Below are 22,736 nucleotides of genomic sequence, written 5' to 3' on the forward strand. Positions count from 1 at the left end.
CATAATAATGTTTATCCTTTTGAACTAGCCGATAAGTATTCTCTGTTCATACGAGCTATGTTTTCTAAAGAAATTCCTTTTGGACATTCTATTTCGCATGCACCTGTATTTGTACAATTTCCGAAACCTTCTTCATCCATTTGGCGTACCATGTTTAAAACGCGTTGTGCGGCTTCTACCTTACCTTGTGGTAGCAATGCATACTGAGATACCTTTGCTCCAACAAATAACATAGCAGAACCATTTTTACACGTGGCCACACAAGCACCACAACCAATACAAGCTGCTGCTTCAAAAGCTTTATCAGCATCTTGTTTGTTAATTGGAGTTGCATTAGCATCAATAGTATTTCCTGAAGTATTTACAGATACAAACCCTCCTGCTTGTTGAATTCTATCGAATGCACTTCTATCTACAACTAAGTCTTTTATTACTGGAAAAGCTTTACTTCTCCATGGTTCTACGTAGATCGTATCACCATCTTTAAACATTCTCATGTGTAACTGACAAGTAGTTATTCCGGTATCTGGTCCGTGTGCACGTCCATTTATATACAAAGAACACATACCGCAAATTCCTTCACGACAATCATGGTCAAAGGCGATAGGTTCAATCTTTTGATTAATTAATTGTTCGTTCAACTGGTCTAACATTTCCAAAAATGAACTTGCGGTAGAAACATCATTCAATTTATATGTTTCTAATTTCCCTTTGGCTTTGGAGTTTTTCTGACGCCAAATTTTTAAGGTGATATTGATGTTTTTTGCTGAAGACATAACTTTTATTTTTAAGTGATTGGTAAAAAGTAATTAGTGATTAGCTGATCTGACCAATTACAATTCACTAGTTACTAATTACTATTTATAATTTCTTGCGGCTATTTTAATGAACTCGTATTTCAATTCTTCTTTGTGAAGCTCTTCTTTGGTTATATCATCTCCTTTATATTCCCAAGCACCAACAAAAGAGAAGTTTTTATCATCACGAAGTGTTTCTCCCTCGCTATCTTGATATTCTTCACGGAAATGTCCTCCACAAGATTCATTTCGTTGTAAAGCATCCATTGCCATCAATTGACCTAAATCAATAAAATCAGCCACTCTAAGTGCTTTTTCTAACTCAGGATTCAATTCATCTGCGCTTCCAGGAACATTTACTTCTTTGTAAAACTCTTGTTTTAGAGCAGCAATTTCTGAAATAGCTTCTTTCAAACCTGCTTCATTTCTGGCCATACCTACCTTGTTCCACATTATCAAACCTAAACGCTTGTGGAAATGGTCAACCGATTTAGAGCCTTTGTTGTTTAAAAATTTATTGATGGTTTCTTTTACTCTATTTTCTGCATCAACAAATTCTTGACTTTCAGTAGAAATTTTACCTGTTCTAATCTCATCCGCTAAATAATTAGAAACCGTATAAGGTAGAACAAAATAACCGTCGGCTAAACCTTGCATCAAAGCTGAAGCTCCTAACCTATTTGCTCCGTGATCAGAGAAATTAGCCTCACCAGCTACGAAACAACCAGGAATTGTAGATTGTAAGTTATAATCTACCCAAACACCACCCATGGTGTAGTGTACTGCTGGATAAATTTTCATTGGGGTTTCATACGGATTTTCGTCAGTGATTTTTTGGTACATGGTAAATAAGTTACCGTATTTTTCCTCCAACCATTTTTTCCCTAATGAAATGATTTCTTCTTGCGAAGGATTATGATTTCCTTTAGCGTATGCGGCTTGTTTTCCTTTTGATTGAATCTCTGTAGAGAAATCCAAATAAACTCCCTCATTAGTGTCATTTGCTTCTATTCCATGACCTGCATCACATCGCTCTTTTGCTGCTCTTGATGCCACATCTCGTGGCACCAAATTCCCAAAAGCGGGATATCTTCTTTCTAAGAAATAATCTCTATCTTCTTCAGCTAATTGTGTTGGTTTTAATTTTCCAGCACGAATAGCTTCTGCATCTTCTTTTTTCTTTGGAACCCAAATACGACCAGAGTTTCTTAACGACTCGGACATTAGGGTTAATTTGGATTGATTGGTTCCGTGAACTGGGATACAAGTTGGGTGAATTTGAACAAAGCAAGGATTAGCAAATAAAGCTCCTTGTTTGTGAATTTTCCAACCAGCAGTTACGTTGCTTCCCATGGCGTTTGTAGAAAGGAAATATACGTTTCCGTAACCTCCCGAAGCGATAATAACAGCATGAGCAGAATGTCTTTCTATTTCACCAGTAACTAGGTTACGTGCTATAATTCCACGAGCTTTTCCGTCTACTTTTACTAGCTCAAGCATTTCATGACGGTTGAACATTTGCACACGTCCCAATCCGATTTGTCTTGATAAAGCAGAATAAGCTCCTAACAATAGTTGTTGCCCTGTTTGTCCTGCTGCGTAAAATGTACGTTGTACTTGTGTACCTCCAAACGAACGATTATCTAATAATCCTCCATAATCTCTTGCAAATGGAACTCCTTGAGCAACACATTGATCAATAATATTTCCTGAAACTTCTGCTAAACGATGCACATTTGCTTCACGAGCTCTATAATCGCCACCTTTAATGGTATCATAAAATAATCTAAAAACACTGTCCCCGTCATTTTGATAATTTTTTGCTGCATTAATTCCACCTTGTGCCGCAATAGAATGCGCTCGACGAGGAGAATCCTGATAACAAAATGCTTTTACATTATAACCCATTTCTGCAAAAGAGGCAGCTGCAGATGCTCCTGCTAGTCCTGTTCCCACAACAATAATATCTATTTTAGGACGGTTGTTTGGCGCAACTAACTTTAGGTGGTCTTTATAATCAGTCCATTTTTGTGAAATGTGACCTTCTGGTATTTTAGAATCTAGTTTCATATATGTGAAATTTTTTGTCTTAGGTCATATATGTTATCGCCTTTTGAATTGGTATTTGCTATCGCAAACTAGTGATTTTTGGCGATTTCATTTATAGATTGATATTAATGATTAAAATGATGAAATAATGCAATGAAAATGAATCCAAAAGGAATTACAATTGCAAATGCATATCCCAATTTATGTAATGATTTTGCATATTTATTGTCAAATCCAACCGACTGGAATGATGAGTTAAAGCCATGCCATAAATGTAGTGATAGTAGTACAAAGGCTATACAATACAAACCCGTACGCACAGGGCTTTCAAATTTATGAACCAATTCAGGGAAATATCTCGTTTCGTCAATTGCATTAACCTCTACATATTTGTAAACCATTTCGTGTACCCAAAAATCGTAAAAATGCAACCCTAAAAAAGCTAAAACTACCAAGCCTGAAACTATCATGTTTCTAGAAGCCCAAGAAGCATTTGCCGCTCCATCATATTTCACATAAGCTATTGGTCTAGCGCTTCTGTTTTTCAATTCTAAAACAAAGCCCATCACAAAATGAAAAATTACACCAGCAACCAATATAGGCTGCATAACAAATTGAATAAGTGGATTATAACCCATAAAATGTGACATTGTATTGAACGTTTCCGAACTGAATACAGAAGTCATATTAATAAAAAAATGCAAAGCGAGAAACGTAATCAAAAATAGTCCTGAAAGCGCCATTGCGACTTTTTTCGCTATCGACGACTTCAATAATGCAGATTGTGCCATAATATTTTAAAATTTTGTTTAAAAGTGATACAAAAATAAATCAAATACAGATGAACCACAACCTTTATGATGTTATTTATATTAATTTTAAAGTGTTCTAAATAAAAAACTAAAAACCCAGTAAATAAAGGGATTTCAGCCAAAAAAGAACCTTTTAACTTAAACAAAAATTAAAAAAAATATAAAATGCGATTTTCAATTCTTAATTGTTTTTCTTCAAAATCAGTAATAAATTTGATAATTAATCAGTAATAGCGCTAAATCGATTAAAATTTCACAAAAATTTCGATTTATAATGTATTTTTTCTGTCAAAATTATTGCAATTTAAGCGGTGTACTTTACCTTTAACACCTCAAAATTTAAGCGAAATGAATCCAGGAATTGATGCCATCTCATTTGATGTAGCTAAAATACACTTACCTATACAATCCTTAGCAAAAGCTAGAAATATTGAACCTGAAAAATTAGAAAAAGGACTTGGTTTAATCAAAATGACACTTCCTGATACCCATCAAGATGCAGTCGTTTTTGGAGCAAATGCTTTGACAAAACTTATTACCGATAACGCTATCGACCTTACTGAAATAGCAAGGATTTATGTTGGAACAGAAAGTGCTATTGACAATTCAAAACCCATAAGTTCGTTTTTAGTTTCTTTAATGGAACAAAAATTTGGCGAAAATTCACTTTCAGAATGTGATGTGGTAGATTTTACTTTTGCCTGCATTGGAGGGGTAGATGCCTTACAGAATTGTATCGATTTTATTACTTTAAATCCAACCAAAAAAGCCATTGTAGTAACCACCGATTTTGCTAAATACGATTTAAATTCAACAGGAGAATATACCCAAGGAGCTGGTGCCTTAGCAATGTTAATTACTTCAAATCCAAGAATTATTGCTTTCGAAAATCTATGGGCAACCAGTACTAAAGGAGTTTTTGATTTCTTTAAACCTTTAAGAACCATTTCTAAACAAGAAATTACAGGAAATACTTCAAACGAACCTTGGTTTGACAATTTAGAAAGCGAAATCGAAATTCATAAAGACCAACCCGTTTTTGACGGTCAATATTCGAATCAATGCTATATGGATAGAACGAAAAATGCTTATTTTTCATTCAAAAAATTAAAAAACACCTCAGAAACTATTTACACTACTTGGGAAAGCATTGTCATGCATTTGCCTTATGCGTTTCAAGGTCGCAGAATGTTATCTGAAATTTATGCATTGGATGCTTCAAATTCAGTAATTACAGGAAATGAAGAGGCTACAGAATATCAAAATAAACTAAAAGAAATCAGCAAATCAGACGAATACAAAAACTTTGTATCTGAAAAATTGCTACCTGCCGAGTTGGCTTCTTCCATTATTGGAAATTTATATACTGGTTCTATTTTTATGGGATTGCTTTCGACACTTTCTCATTTTCATGATTCTAGAAAAGAGATTTCAGGTAAGAAATTCGGTTTTCTAGCCTACGGAAGCGGCTCTAAATCGAAGGTTTTCGAAGGAACGATTCAACCCGATTGGAAAGATGCCATTGCTACGGTGCATCTTTTTGAAACTTTGAAAAAGAGCGTTGAAATTGATTTCGAAACCTACGAAAAACTTCATAAAAAAGAACAAAAACAAAGCATTAAAGAACCTAAAAACGAATGGATTTTAGAACGAATAGAAAATCAAATTCCAAATCTAATTGGTGCACGATATTACAAATGGATTGATTAGATTTGTATTCTAATTTATTCATTCGTATGAAATACCATCAAATTGACCGCCATTTATTTATAAAAAATCGCGCCAAATTTACGGCTCAAATGAAACCGAAAAGTGTTGCGGTTTTTAATTCTAACGATATTTATCCCGTGTCTGCCGACAGCACTTTGCCGTTTGCTCAACATCGGGATATTTTTTATTTATCGGGTATAGACCAAGAAGAAAGTATTTTATTGCTTTTTCCCGATGCACCTTATGAAAACCAACGTGAAATGTTGTTTCTCAAAGAAACGAACGAACACATTGCCATTTGGGAAGGTGAAAAACTAACTAAGGAACGTGCATTTGAAGTTTCAGGAATAAAAACAGTCTATTGGTTGCAGGATTTTGAGAAAATTCTCAACGAAATGATGAGCTATTCCGAAATTATGTACATCAACACCAACGAACATTATCGTGCTGCTGTTGATACTGAAACGCGTGAAACTCGTTTTGTAAAATGGTGGAAAGACAAGTATCCTGCGCATCAAGTAGCAAAAAGCAATACTATTTTACAACGTCTGCGCTCCGTGAAAGAAAGCGAGGAAATCGATTTGATTCAACAGGCTTGCGATATTACCGAAAAAGGATTTCGAAGACTGCTTTCTTTTGTAAAACCAAATGTTACCGAATACGAAATTGAAGCCGAACTCATTCACGAATTCATTCGCAATCGCTCCAAAGGTTTTGCCTATACACCCATTATCGCTTCTGGAAACAACGCTAATGTGTTGCATTACATCGAAAACAATCAGCAATGCAAGGCTGGCGATTTGATTTTGCTTGACGTCGCTGCTGAATATGCTAATTATTCTAGCGACTTGACACGAACAATCCCTGTTTCAGGTCGTTATTCTTCCCGACATAAAGAGGTTTACAATGCAGTGTTGAGAGTGAAAAACGAAGCAACAAAAATGCTTACACCAGGAACACTTTGGAAACAATACCATTTAGAAGTAGGAAAACTCATGACTTCTGAACTACTCGGTTTAGGGTTGATAGACAAAGCCGATGTTCAAAACGAAAATCCAGAATGGCCTGCCTATAAAAAATATTTCATGCACGGTACTTCGCACCACATGGGATTGGATACGCACGATTACGGTTTATTACACGAACCGATGCAAGCCAATATGGTTTTTACAGTAGAACCCGGAATTTATATTCCTGCCGAAGGTTTTGGCATTCGACTCGAAGATAATGTTGTGGTACAAAAAAGCGGAGAACCTTTTAATTTAATGCGAAACATCCCGATTGAAGTAGAGGAAATTGAGAGTTTGATGAATAGTTAGATTTTTAGATAAAAGATAATAGACGATTACTTTGTTACAAATTATGAAAAATAAGTATGTAGATTTTATTTCCGATGAACACTTTTTAGATTGTGTAGCAAATCTTCACTCCGCCTACTTGAAAGCTAAAAACAACATCACAAAAAAGAATTTTTACAACAATAAAGTTGACACTATAAAACTAACTTTTGATGCTAAATTCAATGATATTGATGAAGAAAGTTTAATTCAAGCAGAAATATTGAGACAAATAGATAAATCTATAAACAATTCTATCGGAACGTTTCACGAGCAAATATTGGGTGGAATAGATGGTTTTGAAGTTGGAAATTTGAGTGGTTTTGATATAAAAGCAAAAGATGACACTTTGTTTGCTGATATTAAAAACAAACATAACACAATGAACAGTAGTTCAGCTGAAGCACTTTTCCAAAAACTATCAAGATATGCTGACACTTATAAAAAATCTAAATGTTATTGGGTTCAAATTTTAGCAAAAAACAGTTTCTGTGAACTTTGGAAGGGAGAAATTAATGGTAAAGAATATAGCCATAGTAGAGTTTACAAAATTTCGGGTGACCAATTTTACGCATTACTTACAGGAAAGGAAAACGCACTCTTCCAACTATATAAAAATCTTCCAATTGTAGTAAAAGATTATCTTAATTCTGTTGAAAAAAGTCAATCTAAAAAAGAAAATTCCGCATTAGATGAAATCAAATCTGAAACAAAAACTTCAAAAAGAACCATTTTAGATCAAATAACTTTTGAAAATTACAGCTATTATCTAGGCTTTGATAAATTGTAATAGCTATTCAAAAACTTAACAATTGAATAACCAACTTCTTTTCCTAAATTGACAGGGACAGCGTTACCAATCTGTTTATATTGTTGTGCAACTGACCCTTCAAATTCCCAATCATCTGGAAAAGTCTGAATTCTTGCATATTCCCGAACTGTAAACGGCCTTGTTTCTTCTGGATGACATCTTTCAGTTTGTTTTTGTGCTGGACTACACGTTAGAGTCAAACAAGGTTCATCCCAACCTATCCTTCTTGCAATTCCAGTTTTTCCACCTCCAAGATGAAAACTTCCACCCATAAATTCTTTTTGAATATCTATTGGTAAATCTCTCCAATACCCTTTTTGCGGAACTAATTTTAAAACATCTATTTTACTTTTTGGATATTTTGAACCTTCCGATTTCGGGACATCACAATCAAACAATTCTCCTTTTTTTAGAGCATCTTTCAAATTATAAACTTTTTTATAAGGCTTTGGATATTCGTATTTAACATCAATATCTTTTCTAATTCCAACTAAAATTAATCGTTCCCTTTTTTGTGGAACATTAAAATTAATTGCTTTCAAAACTTGAACAGGAACAACATTATAACCTATTTCATCTAAAATTGAAACCATTCCTTGAAGCGTTTTACCATTTTCGTGACTTAATAAACCACGAACATTTTCACCAATACAAATTGGAGGATTTACTTCTTTTACAACTCTTGCAAATTCATAAAATAAAGTTCCTCTTGCATCTGCTAAACCTAATTTTTTTCCAGCATAACTAAATGCTTGACAAGGAAATCCGCCAGTTACAATATCAACTTTATTTTCATACTCTGTAAAACTAAAAGATTTAATATCGCCTTCTAAAACATTCCAATTTGGACGATTTTTTTTTAAAGTATTACAAGCCCATTTATCAATTTCATTCAAAGCTACGCATTTTAGTCCTGCTTTCTCCATTCCAACTGCCAAACCTCCAGCTCCAGCAAAAAGTTCTAAAACAGTATACTCATTGTGTGGTTCAACATAATTTGAAATTGTTTCATGGATATTTTCATCAATAAAATCTGCAAACAAAGTATCAACTTCAGATTTTCTATAAACTCTATAATTACTCATTGGTTCGCGAACAGCAATCAACTTTCCCTCATTATCCCATCTTCTAAGGGTTTCTTTACTTTTACCTAAATATTCAGCAGTTTCAGAAAGTGTCATATATTCATTCATAACCAAATTGTTTAACCTTATACAATGGTTACAAATTTAATAGAAAATATGTAAAATACAAATGAAAAGAAAAAACAATATTAATATTAGCTTAAAGTAATAAACATCTATTTTTAATGTTTACTATGAGTAAATACTATTTTCTTAAATGAACTTAAATTTCTTATATGGTTTAAAAGTTTTAATTCTATTTTTGTGAAAATAAATTACCGTTTTGAATCAAATCCTCTACAAAAACTCTAAAATCTCTTATTCCGATACTGGAAAAGGCACGGCTGTGGTTTTGCTTCATGGTTTTTTAGAAAATCAATCTATGTGGCAGGATTTCGTTCCAGAATTGAGCAAAAAATACCGCGTTATTACTATTGATTTACTCGGTCATGGCAAAACAGAATGTTTGGGATATATCCACAACATGGAAGACAATGCCGATATGGTTCACGAAGTGTTGCATGAATTGAAAATCCGAAAAGCAGTTTTTGTAGGTCATTCCATGGGTGGTTATGTCGCCTTGGCTTTCGCCGAATTGTATCCTGACACCCTAAAAGGGTTGGTTTTACTCAATTCTACTTCCAGAGCAGATAGCGAAGAGCGAAAACAAAATCGAGACCGAGCGATAAAAGCCGTAAAGCAAGATTACACCACATTTGTTCGGCTTTCTATTGCCAATTTGTTTAGTGAAGACAATCGGGAGCGATTGAATGAGGAAATAGAAAAAGTAAAATTAGAAGCTTTACAAACCCCGCTTCAAGGCATAGTCGCTTCATTAGAAGGAATGAAAATTCGCAAAGACCGTGAAGTGCTGTTGCATTTTGGTCCATATCCAAAAATGCTCATTCTCGGAAAAAAAGACCCTGTATTGAATTACGAAGACAGTTTAGAACAAATCGAAAACACCGATGTTAAATTAGTTTCCTTTCCTGACGGACACATGAGCCACATTGAAAACAGAGAAGAGTTAAAGACAGTTTTAATAGATTTCTTGAAGAAAATTTAAATTTTTTCTTTAAACGGAATGGTCACATCTAAAATCTCATTCAATAGTAGAACAATTTGCTCCAAATAATTCGATACTATTTCCTCATTTATAAAGGAAGTTTCTTCTTTTCCTTCTTTAAAAGTAAACGGTAAAAATCCTGATTTTAAATTTTTAAAAGAAATAATCCCAGCCTCAATACCTTTGTCATGCTTTTCCTTTTCAAACATAAAGACATAGGCTAAAATCTGGATAATTTTATCGTTTTTAATATCCTCTGTCAATCCTTCCCATGATTTTAAGGTGACGTTGGTTTTTTCAACTTTTCCGGTTTTATAATCAATAATTCGAATAATTCCGTTGCGTTCTTCAATTCTATCGACAGAACCTCCAATTTTTACTGGAAAAGGCAAACTCGGATGTTCTAAAACACGCTCAAATCGTTCTTCTAAAGCAATAATTTTAATCGCATCTCCATTTTGGATGCTTTCTAACTCTACTTTCAAGAAATTAGAAACATTACGTTTTGCCACTTCAAAAGCCAAAAGATTTCTTCCTTTTTTGATTTCGCCTTCTTTGTAAATTAATTTAAACTGTTTCAATACTTCCTCGTCAATGAGTGTAAAGCAATTTGAAATATCATTCTCAGCAATAAATTTCCCCACAAAAGGAGTATACAAAACTTTTAAGGTTTCGTGAATAATCGTTCCTAAAGTATTGAGTGCAATATTTTCTTCTACTTCTTCTACCTCTCTAATGCGCAAAATTTTCTGAAAATAGAAATCGATAGGATTGCGAATATAACTGGTCAATGCAGAAGGTGAAAATCCGTTTTCAGCAATTTCTTGCAACCGCAATAGCACATTCTCTGATTTTGGAATCACCATAGGTTGATAGGCAATCTCTGGCACAACTGCATTATAAATCTCGTGTGTCAGAGTATGATTCGTTTGCTTTTCGACTTCCAGTTGGGTAATAAAACGGCTTTTTTCACCTGCATCTAAGCCTTCACTTTCGGTATTATACAACAAATAAATAGTTTTGGCACGTTGTAGTAAATGGTAAAAATGATAGGTGTAAATGGCGTCTTTTTCTTTAAAAGTAGGTAATCCTAATTCTCGTTTTACATCATACGGAATGAATGAATTTTGAGATTTTCCTGCTGGAAATTTCCCTTCATTCATAGAAGTAACAATTACAGCATCAAAATCCAATACGCGACTTTCTAAAACGCCCATAATCTGTAAGCCATTCAAAGGTTCTCCTTCAAAAGAAACCTCAGCTAAATCAATTACTTGTTTATAAATGGCAAATAAGGTTTCTATTTTATCGATGTGTTGGTGTTGTGAATAATAAGTAATCAACTTATTAATGATTTTGAAAATAGCAAAAACAAAGGCTTTTGTAATTTTTTCTTCTTCATTATCGTTATTTAAATTGCCTTTAATGGTTTGTAACAAGCTCGAAAGCGATTCTAAAACTGCAACTGAGCCATTTTCCCATTTTTGAAATAACAATTGAAATAAGGGGCTCGAAACAGTGTTTAGTTCCATCAATTTATGATGTGAAATAAATGTATAGTTGTTTTGATTGATTACAGAAACTAGAGTATTTGTATTGGCATAGGGTTCTACCAAAGGATGTGTCAATATGTCAAGCACATCTTTATAATAAAAAACATAACTATTATTGCCTCTGGATAACGCATTAGTATGCATTTTAAACAATTTGGCTATCAAAATTTGCACAGGATTGTTCTTTGTCAAATAGCCCATAGTAATGTTTAAAGAGCCAACATTTTCGGGCAATGCATACAACAAAGGAACAAGCATGTTTTCATCACCCAGCACAATAGCCACCTTATCTAATGTTAAATTTGGATTAGAATTGATGATATTTTCGATTATACTGCCCGTTATTTTGGCTTGACCAATTGTTTTTGGAGTGCCAATAATTTGAATGTTTTTTGTTTGAGAAAAATCATCAAAAATCCATTGAAAAGGATTGGATTTATAGTGTTTCCAATTTTCTTTAAATCGCCTAACAAACAATCCGGCATCGTGATAAGGATCGTTAAGAAATGTTTGGTCAACATCCCAATAAATTTTAGTTTGGTCAGACGCAATAAGGTGTTGAATTATTTTTTCCTCAGCAGCATTCAAGGCATTAAAACCTGCAAATATGTATTGCTTCTTTTGAATTGAATGCGAGAAATAATCTAAATTTTTTACTGCTTCCCGATAAATTAATCCTTGATAACCCATTTGTTTTTGGAGTAAATGGTCATACAATGATTGATAATAAAGAGGCAATAGTTTCCAAAAATCAATATAATTTTCTAATAATTGGGTTTTGTTTTCCACCTCAATTCCCCAGCGTTTGATGTCTTCAATATCTTTTAAATAGGATAAAATATGTAACGGTTCCAACAAATACCTGTCTATTTCATTAAAATCCTGCAATAGTGTTTTAGCCCAATTGGCAAAAAGTTCAAATGATTGTTGATTGGATTTATCCGTTATTGACAAATACACCTTATAGAATTCAAATAATAATTCTATAGAATCAACCGAACGTATTCCTGCAATGTCTTGTATAAAATCTTCAATACTAACTATTCTTGGAGAAAAAATGGTTCCCTTAACTTGTTTTTTCAGTGAATCTAATAAAAAAATCTTAGCTCTTTTATTGGGTAAAACAATAATGGTGTCGAATAATTTATCCGAATAATTTTCTATTAAAACCTGTGCAATTTTATCTAAAAAAGAAATGTTTGACATAGTATAAAAATAAAAAAACGCCCCGATATATCGGGGCGTTTTCTGTAAATATTTTAGATGAAATTATTTTACTAACTTCACTTCAACTCTTCTGTTGTTAGCTTTACCTTTTGCAGTTTTGTTACTGTCAATTGGTTTGCTTTCTCCATAACCTGCTGAAGACAATCTGCTAGCATCAATTCCATTTTCAACTAAATAGTTTTTAACTGCACCTGCTCTATCTTCAGATAATTTTTGGTTTGCAGCATCTTTACCATCGCTATCAGTATGACCTTCAATGCTAAATTTAGAAGAAGGATATTGTTTCAATATAGCAGTGATTGATTGTAATACTGCAAAAGTTTCTTGTTTGAAAGTTGCTTTACCACTATTGAATAAAATAGTTTTAGCATAAGCGTTCAATTGTTTTACTTGCTCTTCAGTTATTTCAGGACAACCATTGTTTGCAACAGTTCCTTTAACATCTACACATTTGTCATCTTTATCTAATACTCCGTCTCCGTCAGTATCTGGCCAAGGACAACCTCCGTTTGCTGAAGGACCAGCAACTTGTGGACATTTATCATTTTTATCAGCAACTCCATCACCGTCAGCATCTGGACAACCGTTTAATGCTTTTGGACCAGCAACTTCTGGACAAGCATCATCTTTATCAGCGATTCCGTCTGCATCAGTATCAGGGCATCCTTGAAATTCAGCTAAACCAGCAACTTCTGGACAAGAATCGCTTCCGTCTATAATTCCATCACCGTCTGTATCAGGACATCCTTTGAATTGTTTTAAACCAGCAACTTCTGGACAAGCATCATCTTTATCATATATACCATCTCCATCAGTATCTTTACCTCCAAACTTGAAAGTAAGACCAGCAAAATGCTGCATGTGAGTTGGGATATTATCTGCCATACCTCTATTAGCTGAATCTTCTAGAGAGTATTTGTAAGTTGATTGAAATGATAAACCAACCATTTCTGAAAACCATAATGTTAATCCTAGACCTCCATTAACTGTTCCGTAACTAGCATCTCCTAACCAAGTGTAACCTCCACCTACATGAGCAGAAGGATCAAACCATTTAGACCCTAGAATGTCTTTGAAACTGTATTTAATAACTCCATCAGCAGCATAGTAACTTAAGTCACCTGGATTAACAACTGTGTAATCTCCAGGAACAGTAGTTCTAGGAAGAACAAATCTTGAAATTTTGTTTATAGATCCCGTAATTCCAAAAGAGAAATTACCTCCAACATTTTTAGAAACGTTTAGGTAAGATACCGATGGAATAATATTCCAATTTTCTTTAACATTAAAATATTGAGAAAATTGATCCTCAACGCTTGACGCTGCACTTACTCTAGTGTCTACTGCATTTGCCCCAAAACTTATTGCCCAAGGGTTGTTACTGTCTTGTGCTTGCGAATTTATTCCGACAAACAATAATGCAACAGCAAATAATTTGTTAAGATGTTTCATACTTTACTTTTGTTTAAATTACAATACTTTAATTTTTGTTTTGATTACAAGGTATTAATGAGACAAAAGTAATACGTAATTTTTTAACTACAAAACGAAATGTTAAAAATAACAGCGAAAATGTTGCATAAGTGTCAAATATAATACTCATATTACCTTTAATTTTGTTCCAACTTCAATAAAAGCCTCAATAGCCTTATCTAAATGGTCTTTAGTATGTGATGCTGAAAGTTGCACTCTAATTCTTGCCTTGTCTTTTGGAACAACTGGAAAAAAGAATCCAATAACATATATTCCTTTATCTAACAACTCATTTGCCATTTGTTGAGCTAATTTTGCATCATAGAGCATAATAGGGACGATAGCCGATTCTCCGTCGATGATATCAAATCCGGCTTCCTTGATTTTCGTTTTAAAATACTTTGTATTCCATTCTAATTGGTCCCTTAAATCCGTACTTTTCTCTATTATTTCAAAAACTTTAATGGATGCACCTACAATTGCTGGTGCGAGAGAATTAGAAAACAAATACGGTCTTGAACGTTGTCGTAATAATTCGACAATTTCTTTTTTGGCAGTAGTATAACCTCCCATAGCACCTCCTAATGCTTTTCCAAGAGTGCCTGTAACAATATCTACCCTTCCTTTTACACCTTTTGCCTCAAGAGTTCCTCGTCCTGTAGCTCCTATAAATCCTGCGGCATGACATTCGTCAACCATAACCATAGCATCATATTTATCTGCTAAATCACAAATTTTATCCAAAGGAGCGACGACACCATCCATAGAAAAAACACCATCTGTTACTATAATCTTGTATCGGGCTTTTGCTTCATTTGCATTAATCAATTGTTGTTCTAAATCCTGCATATTTCCGTTTTCATATTTGTAACGCATGGCTTTACACAGGCGAACTCCATCTATTATCGAAGCATGATTGAGACTGTCTGAAATTATTGCGTCTTTCTCGCTAAGTAAAGGTTCGAAAACTCCTCCATTAGCATCAAAAGCTGCAGCATAAAGTATCGTGTCTTCTGTTCCATAAAAATCTGCAATCTTTTTTTCTAATGTTTTGTGAATATCTTGCGTTCCACAAATAAAGCGAACAGAGGACATTCCAAAACCATGTGAATCCAAAGTGTCTTTGGCTGCTTGAATCACTTCGGGATGCGAGGATAATCCCAAATAATTATTGGAACAGAAATTCAACACTTTTTCACCTGTTGAAATGGTGATTTCTGCACCTTGAGGAGAAGTAATTATTCTTTCTTTCTTAAAGATTCCGTTCTCCTTAATCGTTTCTAATTCGTTTTGAAGATGGTCTTTTATTTTTCCGTACATTTTAATGCTTTTTTAAATGAGAACTCGGTTTTTGAAATTCAATTATAATTTACAACATTGATATCTTCTCCTATATATACCAGAGCTTTTTTTGTGACTTTATAACCCATTTTTTCAATTGCTGTTGTATAATTTTCCAATTGCGTTTGGTGTTTAGAGTTATGAATCCCTGTTTTATAATCGAGAAGTACTATTCCATTGTTTTTTGTTACAACCATTCTGTCTGGCTTAATTATAGTTTGATCTTTTTGAATAATTGCTTGTTCATTTAAGACCAAATTTGCTTCTACAAAACATTCTGAAAGTTCAGGATGTGTTACTATTTCGTATATCGTTTTGTGTACAGCTTCTTTTTGATCCAGAACAATCAATCCATTTTCAATAGATTTTGTTATGGCTAAATCTATATCATCTTTAGTCTTTATTAACGCCATAATCTCATGAATAACGTTTCCGTATTCTATTGCTTTTTGCTGGTGTGTTCCCCACATTAGTGCTTCTTTTTGAGCAATCTTAATGTCTCTGGGATTAAGAATAGTGTTGACTGAAGAAATTGTTTTTATTTCATTTTTTGAATCGTTTTTCAAAGACACTCTAGTGGGAGTTCCAAATTGATATTCCAATTTATCTACATCAAAATCATTTTTATCAATTAAATATTTAATAAAAAATGCTGCTGTATTATATGGATACGCTCCTTCTTTATTGGTTTCAACCATTCTAGAAATTACATATAATTGTTCTTCTGCTCTGGTTAGGGCAACATACAAAACATTGATATTGTCTAATAAATCTTCTTGTTTCTTCTGTTCGTAAACTAATTTTGCATCCTCCCCGTAACTCTCTACTGCACTATTATTATCTATCAAAACCTTGGGCAATCCAAAGGTCTCCTCTTCAGCATTTAACCACAATTTGTCTTTCGGCTTTTTATTGTAATCCTCATCGGCAAATGGAAGGATTACCACAGGAAACTCTAGTCCTTTCGATTTGTGTACAGTCATAATGCGAACTGCATTTTTACCTTCTGGAGATGGAATACTAAATTTTTGAGAATTCTTATCCCAATAATTCAAGAAATCAGAAATTCCAGATTGATTTCGTATGTCCCTTTCTATCACAATATCTAAAAAATACTGTATGTAGGCGCTTTTGTTCTTGGGAGGTATACATTTTGAAATAATAATTTCAACCGCTTCGTACAACGACTTCTTTCTGATGTCTTGAAAAGAAATCAAGTCTACAACTTTAGCCAACCAATTCTCAAAAGCCTTTTCATCTGCTTCCTCCATTCCTTTAACAATAAAATCATGGATTGGCATTTCATTCTGAACATATTTTGCTATGTAAAATAAAAAATTGGCTTTGGCTTCTTTATCTGTATTGTTATTTAGGTATTTTAAAGTGTTTATAATGAAATGAACTTCTGTAGCGTTTTGTATCATCAACGTTTCTGAAGATACTATTGGAATTCCTTGTTCTGTTAAATAATTGGCAACAGAAATCCCTTGTTCTCTTTTTCGGGTCAAGATTACAATATCTTCATATTTAAAGCCTTGTTGTTCTATTTTTTTTATTGTATTTACAATTGCTTCTAGATAATGTGCTATTCTATCCTTAGAATCCTCGTCGGTATCTACTGATTTGGGCAAAAAAGAGATATTTACGTATCCTCCTATTTTGTTATTTGACTCTTGATAAGTGTGGTTTTCATAAAGTTCTTTATAATCTGTATTCTTAAACTCATTTGATAGTAATTTAAAAAAACTGTTGTTGAATTCTACAATTTGAGAATAGCTTCTGTAATTTCTATTTAAATGTTCTAATGTTTTATCAGGATTATTAAACGGGTTTTTATCTTTACTCAAATCGATAAATTGTTCTGCTTTGCCTCCACGCCATCGATAAATAGATTGTTTGGGATCGCCTACAATCATCAAGGTTCCTTTTTCTCCATCAATTTCACTGGAAGTTGCATTATCTATCAACGGAATTAAATTTTGCCATTGCATTTCTGAGGTATCTTGAAATTCATCAATAAAGAAATGACGGTATCGTTCCCCCAATCGTTCATAAATAAAAGGAGCCGGCTGATTTTGAATTTGCTGATGTATAATTGAATTGAACTCTGAAATGGAAAGAATATTTTGCTCGTCTTGAATTCTAGTCAACTCACTACTTACTCTATTTAGTAACGAAAGTGGGGTAATATTCTTTAAAAAAGCTTTGTAAAAATCTCTCTTCTCAAAATTGTTGTAAATAGTTAGCAGCTTTTGCAATAAGCTTGGAATAATTTGCTCAATTCTTGCTTTGTCTTTTGCTGATTTATTGATTTTTATATCTTCAGAGTTATAATACTTTTTATTTTTTGGATTGTAAGCACCTGCAACTATACTTTTTAAATGATTGGGAAAATATGCTCCCGAAAATGATTTTGGATCAATAGCGTTTTTCTCAATTGTTGCAAGCATCTCTAGTGCAAGTTGACTATTTTCTCCTTCCAATGTTTTACATGCCAACTCTAACTTTTTTTTACTTGTAAGAAAGTCACTTATTGATTTGTTTTCGAAAGAAGTGATTTCGTTTCTATTGTTTTCGTTTAAAATTAACCTTCCTGTTTCAAAAATTTCTCTTGAAATATCCCAACTCTTATCGTCGTCCGTTTTTTCCATGGTAAAATCGACCAACAAATTCGTCAAAACATCCTCTTCACCAGCTTGATCAATGATTGCATCAACGGCTTCAGTTAATAGATTTTCAGAATCCAATACAACCTCAAATGTCATTGGTAAATTCAAATCGTGTGCAAAAGCCCGTATCACTTTGTGGGTAAACTTATCTATTGTTGAAATATCGAATGCTGCATAATTATGAATTATATGCTTGATAATTTGCTTAGATTTTGTTTTTATCTTTTCCCTAGGAAGCTTGGTTTCTGAAACCAAATCCATAATTAAAACTTCGGCTTTTGACCTAGGTTCTTCTTTGGCAAATTCAGACAAACTGCCTACAATTCTGGATTTCATTTCATGAACAGCTTTATTTGTAAATGTTATTGCTAGAATATTGCGGTAAGCATCATCCTTTTTTGAGGTCAGAATAATTTTTAAATACTCTTTGACTAAAGCATAGGTTTTTCCTGAACCTGCTGAGGCGTCATAAATTGAAAATGAGGGTCTATTCATTTAGTTTCTTTTCGAAATTTATAAACAATCTGTTCTATAATTTACGCTTTTATTTAAATTATAACAATTGATTATTTTAATTCCAAAGTTAATTGTTTAATTTTGAATTAAATATTTATTAATCTTTAAAACTAAAAATAAAATGGCTTTTGAATTACCAAAATTACCCTATGCATACGATGCATTAGAACCACATATTGATGCCCGTACGATGGAAATTCATCACACAAAACATCACAACGCTTACACTACAAATCTCAATGCGGCAATTGCTGGAACTGATATGGAAGGAAAAACCATTGAGAATATTTTGATTAACCTTGATTTAAAAAATGCAGCTGTACGAAACAATGGTGGTGGTTTTTATAATCATAACTTATTTTGGACGGTGATGTCTCCTAATGGTGGCGGACTACCTTCTGGAGAATTAGCAGATGCTATAGAAAAGCACTTTGGTTCATTTGATGAATTTAAAGCTAGATTCAGTAAAGCTGGTGTTACACAATTTGGTTCGGGATGGGCTTGGCTTTGTGTTCACAAAGGTGGAAAACTTGACATTTGTGGAACTCCAAATCAAGATAACCCGCTTATGCCAGAGGTTGGTTGTGGAGGAACTCCTATTCTTGGAATGGATGTTTGGGAACACGCTTATTATCTAAATTATCAAAACAGAAGACCTGACTATATCGAAGCCTTTTTCAATGTTATCAATTGGACAGAAGTCTCAAGAAGATTTGCTTTAGAAAAATAATCTTCCTTTTTAATTTCATAAAAAAGACGTCGAGAGTACCTTGACGTCTTTTTTATTTTTGGTATCAAACGAATTGAATAAAAAAATAAAAAGGGCGAAATTTCTTTCACCCTTTTTGCCCCAAATCTACCATAAACTTATACCTAGCTAAACATATGGTAGTACAAAGTTAATAAGATTTAACTTATTAAGTGCGTTTTTATTGAAAATAAATTGGGAAACTAGTCAAATAATAGCAAAATGGGCTAAAAAGAAAGAATTTATCACAAACATATAAAATAAAAAAGGTGAAATCTCTTTCACCTTTTTTGCCCCAAATCTACCATAAACTTAACCTACTAATGCTATGGTTGAACAAATGTATATTGGTATGATTTAATTAACAAATAAATCAGATGAATAACTATAAAAATCAATAAAGTGATGACTATCAGTTTTTTACAAAATAAAAAAGGTGAAATTTCTTTCACCCTTTTTGCCCCAAATCTACCATAAACTTAACCTACTAATGCTATGGTTCTTCAAATGTATACTAGTGTTGTTTATCTGACAAATAAATTAGATGAATAACTATAAAACTCGATAAACTGCTCAATTACTTGTGTTTTAATATGCTCTGGCGTCTTTACCTTCATAAAAATTCATAAAAGCACGATTCACGACACGATTTCCTCCAGGCGTTGGATAATCTCCAGTAAAATACCAATCTCCTAAATTTTTTGGACAAGCAATATGTAAGTTTTCAATAGTTTGAAAAATAATTTTTACCTCTGCATTTATCTCAGGAGTACACAACATCTCTGCAATTTTATTTGAAATTTCCTGATGATGAAAAGGGGCATAAATCTCACTTACAAAATTGATTACTTCACTATCCTTAGTATGCTCTTGGCTTTTGCATTTTATATATACTTCATCAACTATATGATACAGTCCTCTCTCTTTTAATAATTCTAATGCTGCTCTAAAAGCCACTAGACCTTCCAATTTTGCCATATCGATACCGTAACAATCTGGATAACGAATTTGTGGTGCTGACGAAACAATTACAATACTTTTAGGTTTTAATCGATCCATCATTTTTATGATACTCATTTTGAGGGTTGTTCCTCGAACAATGCTATCATCAATAATTACCAAATTATCTTCAGGCTTTATTACTCCATAAGTTACATCATAAACATGGGCAACCAAATCGTCACGACTGCTATCTTCAGTTATAAATGTTCGAAGTTTAGCATCTTTAATCGCTACTTTTTCAGTTCTGATTTTTACGGCAAGGATTTCTTCTAGCTTTTCCTTGGTCAACGTTTTTCTATTATCAAGAATAAACTTGTTTTTCCTTTGGTTTAAAAAATCCTGAGCCGCTTCGACCATTCCGTAAAAAGAAGTCTCAGCTGTGTTTGGAATATACGAAAACACCGTGTTGTCAGTATCATTATCTATTGCATTTAAAACTTCAGGGAGAATTAGTTTTCCTAAATTTTTTCTTTCTTGATAAATTTCGGAATCACTGCCTCTTGAAAAATAAATTCTTTCAAAAGAGCATGCTTTTTTTAGTGTCGGTGTTAAAATATTCTCTTCAGTTACAGTACCATTTTTCTTAATAATTAAAGCATTCCCTGGTTGTAACTCTTGCACTTTTTCAAACCCAACATTAAAAACCGTTTGAATGACAGGTCTTTCTGAAGCAACCACAACAATTTCGTCGTCCTGATAAAAATAAGCGGGACGAATTCCTGCTGGATCTCTAAACACAAAAGCATCACCATGTCCTAGTAGTCCTGCCATTGCATAGCCACCGTCTAGATTTTTAGATGCTTTTTTAAGAATTTTGGCGATGTCTAATTTCTCAGCGATTATTGGAGAAGCTTCTCTTTTAGTATACCCGTTATTTTTACATTCTTGATACAAATCCGTAACTTCATCATCCAGAAAATGGCCTATTTTTTCCATAACAGTTACGGTATCCGTCATTTCCTTTGGATGTTGACCAATTTCAATTAAACTATCGAAAAGTTCTTTTACGTTAGTCATATTGAAATTACCCGCTAAAATCAGATTTCTGTGCATCCAATTGTTTTGCCTTAAAAATGGATGTACACTTTCAATACTGTTTTTACCAAAAGTTCCATAACGAACGTGGCCTAAAAATAATTCCCCTATGTATGGAATATTCGCTTTTTGAAGCGTTACATTGTCTGCATATTCAGGATGAAGCGCCATTTCTTCGTTGACTCTTTCATTAATTTGTGTAAAAACATCCTGAATCGCTTGTGCATCATTAGAACGGACTCGACTAATGTATCTTTCACCGGGATTGACATCTAATTTTATGGAAGCTAGACCTGCTCCATCCTGTCCTCGATTATGCTGCTTTTCCATGAGGAGATACATTTTTTGTATTCCATAAAAAGCAGAACCGTATTTCTCTTTGTAGAATTCTAACGGTTTCTTTAATCTCAAAAGTGCAATTCCACATTCGTGTTTGATTGCGTCGCTCATTGTAGTAGTTGTGTTGTTGTTAGTAGTTGTGTAAAATAAAAATGCCCCGAAAACTCGAGGCATAAATTTATGATAATTCTATTTCAAATTGTGTTAAGGCTTTGAATTGTTTCAAGCGTTGATTCACTTCTTCTTTATTCAATTCTAACATTCTTTCTGTTCCAAATTTTTCAACACAAAAGGAAGCTAAATTTGAACCTTGAATAATCGCCGTTTTCATAGTGTCAAATGAAGTATCTCCCTGCTGAGTGATGAATCCTGCGAATCCACCTGCAAAAGTATCACCTGCACCTGTTGGATCAAAAACATCAGCCAAAGGCAATGCTGGTGCAAAGAAAATATGCTCTCCATGGAAAATTAATGCTCCATGTTCTCCTTTTTTAATCACAACATATTTTGGTCCCATAGTATGTATTTTGGCTGCAGCTTTCACTAGAGAATATTCTCCAGATAACTGACGGGCTTCTTCGTCATTTATGGTAATTACATCAACGCGTTTAATTACGTCTAATAGTTCTGGTAATGCGCAATCCATCCAAAAGTTCATGGTGTCTAAAACCACTAATTTTGGTGTTGAAGTCATTTGGTTCAAAACACCTGTTTGTACAATTGGGTGTAAATTTCCAAGCATTACAACATCAGCATCTTTAAAGTTTTCTGGGACAATAGGATTGAAATCGGCCAATACATTAAGCTCTGTAGCCAATGTATCTCTCGAATTCATATCGTTGTGGTAACGACCGCTCCAAAAGAATGTTTTTCCGCCTTTAACCACTTCTAATCCTGAGATATCAATATTTCGTGAAGTTAATAAATCTAGATATTCTTGTGGAAAATCATCTCCAACAACGGAAACAATTGCCGACTGCAAATTAAAATGAGAAGCTGAAAGACCTATAAAGGTTCCTGCGCCTCCTAAAATTTTATCTGTTTTTCCAAAAGGAGTTTCTATAGCGTCGAAAGCAACGGTTCCTACTATTAAAAGTTTGTTCATTATTTTGTCATTGCGAGATTTT

Annotated in this window: 15 protein-coding genes; 5 read left to right on the forward strand and 10 right to left on the reverse strand. The window is 33.5% G+C overall.

All coding sequences use genetic code 11. The features are described from left to right. Positions 1 to 11 precede the first annotated feature (11 nt). The 3 genes from AC23L6_RS08995 to AC23L6_RS09005 all read right to left on the reverse strand — a co-directional run bounded on the left by AC23L6_RS08995 (position 12) and on the right by AC23L6_RS09005 (position 3,637). The gene (locus tag AC23L6_RS08995) at positions 12 to 776 is read right to left on the reverse strand and encodes a succinate dehydrogenase/fumarate reductase iron-sulfur subunit (protein ID WP_487561832.1); all 765 of its coding nucleotides are present in this window, start codon (positions 774 to 776) and stop codon (positions 12 to 14) included. 81 nt (positions 777 to 857) lie between these two features. Then, positions 858 to 2,867, reverse strand: coding sequence for a fumarate reductase/succinate dehydrogenase flavoprotein subunit (locus AC23L6_RS09000; protein ID WP_487561833.1), 2,010 nt, complete (start codon positions 2,865 to 2,867; stop codon positions 858 to 860). Between the two features lie 104 nt (positions 2,868 to 2,971). Continuing rightward, complete coding sequence (locus AC23L6_RS09005; RefSeq protein ID WP_487561834.1) at positions 2,972 to 3,637, reverse strand: succinate dehydrogenase cytochrome b subunit; 666 nt, start codon at positions 3,635 to 3,637, stop codon at positions 2,972 to 2,974. Between the two features lie 369 nt (positions 3,638 to 4,006). Here AC23L6_RS09005 and AC23L6_RS09010 point away from each other — a divergent pair, with 369 nt between their 5' ends. Genes AC23L6_RS09010 through AC23L6_RS09020 form a run of 3 tightly spaced genes read left to right on the forward strand, consistent with a single transcriptional unit; the run spans position 4,007 to position 7,495 of the window. Further along, positions 4,007 to 5,368: a hydroxymethylglutaryl-CoA synthase family protein gene (locus tag AC23L6_RS09010; protein ID WP_487561835.1), complete on the forward strand. Its 1,362-nt coding sequence runs from the start codon at positions 4,007 to 4,009 to the stop codon at positions 5,366 to 5,368. Between the two features lie 26 nt (positions 5,369 to 5,394). Beyond that, positions 5,395 to 6,687: an aminopeptidase P family protein gene (locus AC23L6_RS09015; RefSeq protein ID WP_487561836.1), complete on the forward strand. Its 1,293-nt coding sequence runs from the start codon at positions 5,395 to 5,397 to the stop codon at positions 6,685 to 6,687. A gap of 43 nt (positions 6,688 to 6,730) precedes the next feature. Then, a complete protein-coding gene (locus tag AC23L6_RS09020) occupies positions 6,731 to 7,495 on the forward strand; it encodes an Eco47II family restriction endonuclease (RefSeq protein ID WP_487561837.1) in 765 nt (254 codons plus the stop codon). On the opposite strand, the gene dcm is transcribed toward AC23L6_RS09020, so the two are convergent. Next, on the reverse strand, positions 7,471 to 8,709 hold the full coding sequence (dcm, locus tag AC23L6_RS09025; RefSeq protein ID WP_487561838.1) for a DNA (cytosine-5-)-methyltransferase: 1,239 nt from the start codon (positions 8,707 to 8,709) through the stop codon (positions 7,471 to 7,473). The two genes, AC23L6_RS09020 and dcm, sit on opposite strands and share 25 nt — an antisense overlap. A 214-nt stretch (positions 8,710 to 8,923) precedes the next feature. Between dcm and AC23L6_RS09030 the strand changes: the two genes are divergently transcribed. Continuing rightward, on the forward strand, positions 8,924 to 9,706 hold the full coding sequence (locus AC23L6_RS09030; RefSeq protein ID WP_487561839.1) for an alpha/beta fold hydrolase: 783 nt from the start codon (positions 8,924 to 8,926) through the stop codon (positions 9,704 to 9,706). Here AC23L6_RS09030 and AC23L6_RS09035 read toward each other — a convergent pair. The 4 genes from AC23L6_RS09035 to AC23L6_RS09050 all read right to left on the reverse strand — a co-directional run bounded on the left by AC23L6_RS09035 (position 9,703) and on the right by AC23L6_RS09050 (position 18,464). Continuing rightward, positions 9,703 to 12,465, reverse strand: a complete 2,763-nt coding sequence (locus AC23L6_RS09035) for a PD-(D/E)XK nuclease family protein (protein WP_487561840.1) — start codon at positions 12,463 to 12,465, stop codon at positions 9,703 to 9,705. The two genes, AC23L6_RS09030 and AC23L6_RS09035, sit on opposite strands and share 4 nt — an antisense overlap. 63 nt (positions 12,466 to 12,528) lie before the next feature. Then, positions 12,529 to 13,938, reverse strand: coding sequence for an OmpA family protein (locus AC23L6_RS09040; RefSeq protein WP_487561841.1), 1,410 nt, complete (start codon positions 13,936 to 13,938; stop codon positions 12,529 to 12,531). A 147-nt stretch (positions 13,939 to 14,085) separates the two neighbouring features. Then, positions 14,086 to 15,279 carry a glycine C-acetyltransferase gene (kbl, locus tag AC23L6_RS09045; protein WP_487561842.1) on the reverse strand — a complete coding sequence of 398 codons (1,194 nt, stop codon included), beginning with the start codon at positions 15,277 to 15,279 and terminating at the stop codon, positions 14,086 to 14,088. Between the two features lie 38 nt (positions 15,280 to 15,317). Beyond that, positions 15,318 to 18,464, reverse strand: a complete 3,147-nt coding sequence (locus AC23L6_RS09050) for a UvrD-helicase domain-containing protein (RefSeq protein WP_487561843.1) — start codon at positions 18,462 to 18,464, stop codon at positions 15,318 to 15,320. Positions 18,465 to 18,606: 142 nt separating this feature from the next. On the opposite strand from AC23L6_RS09050, the gene AC23L6_RS09055 reads away from it, so the two are divergent. Continuing rightward, the gene (locus AC23L6_RS09055) at positions 18,607 to 19,215 is read left to right on the forward strand and encodes a superoxide dismutase (RefSeq protein ID WP_487561844.1); all 609 of its coding nucleotides are present in this window, start codon (positions 18,607 to 18,609) and stop codon (positions 19,213 to 19,215) included. Between the two features lie 606 nt (positions 19,216 to 19,821). Here the strand turns inward: AC23L6_RS09055 and AC23L6_RS09060 are convergent. Together AC23L6_RS09060 and AC23L6_RS09065 are read right to left on the reverse strand one after the other, a co-directional pair. Next, complete coding sequence (locus AC23L6_RS09060) at positions 19,822 to 21,720, reverse strand: amidophosphoribosyltransferase (RefSeq protein WP_487561845.1); 1,899 nt, start codon at positions 21,718 to 21,720, stop codon at positions 19,822 to 19,824. A gap of 67 nt (positions 21,721 to 21,787) precedes the next feature. After that, the gene (locus tag AC23L6_RS09065; protein ID WP_487561846.1) at positions 21,788 to 22,714 is read right to left on the reverse strand and encodes a PfkB family carbohydrate kinase; all 927 of its coding nucleotides are present in this window, start codon (positions 22,712 to 22,714) and stop codon (positions 21,788 to 21,790) included. Positions 22,715 to 22,736: the final 22 nt, after the last annotated feature.

It is taken from the genome of Flavobacterium sp. R1_16 (assembly GCF_057652095.1).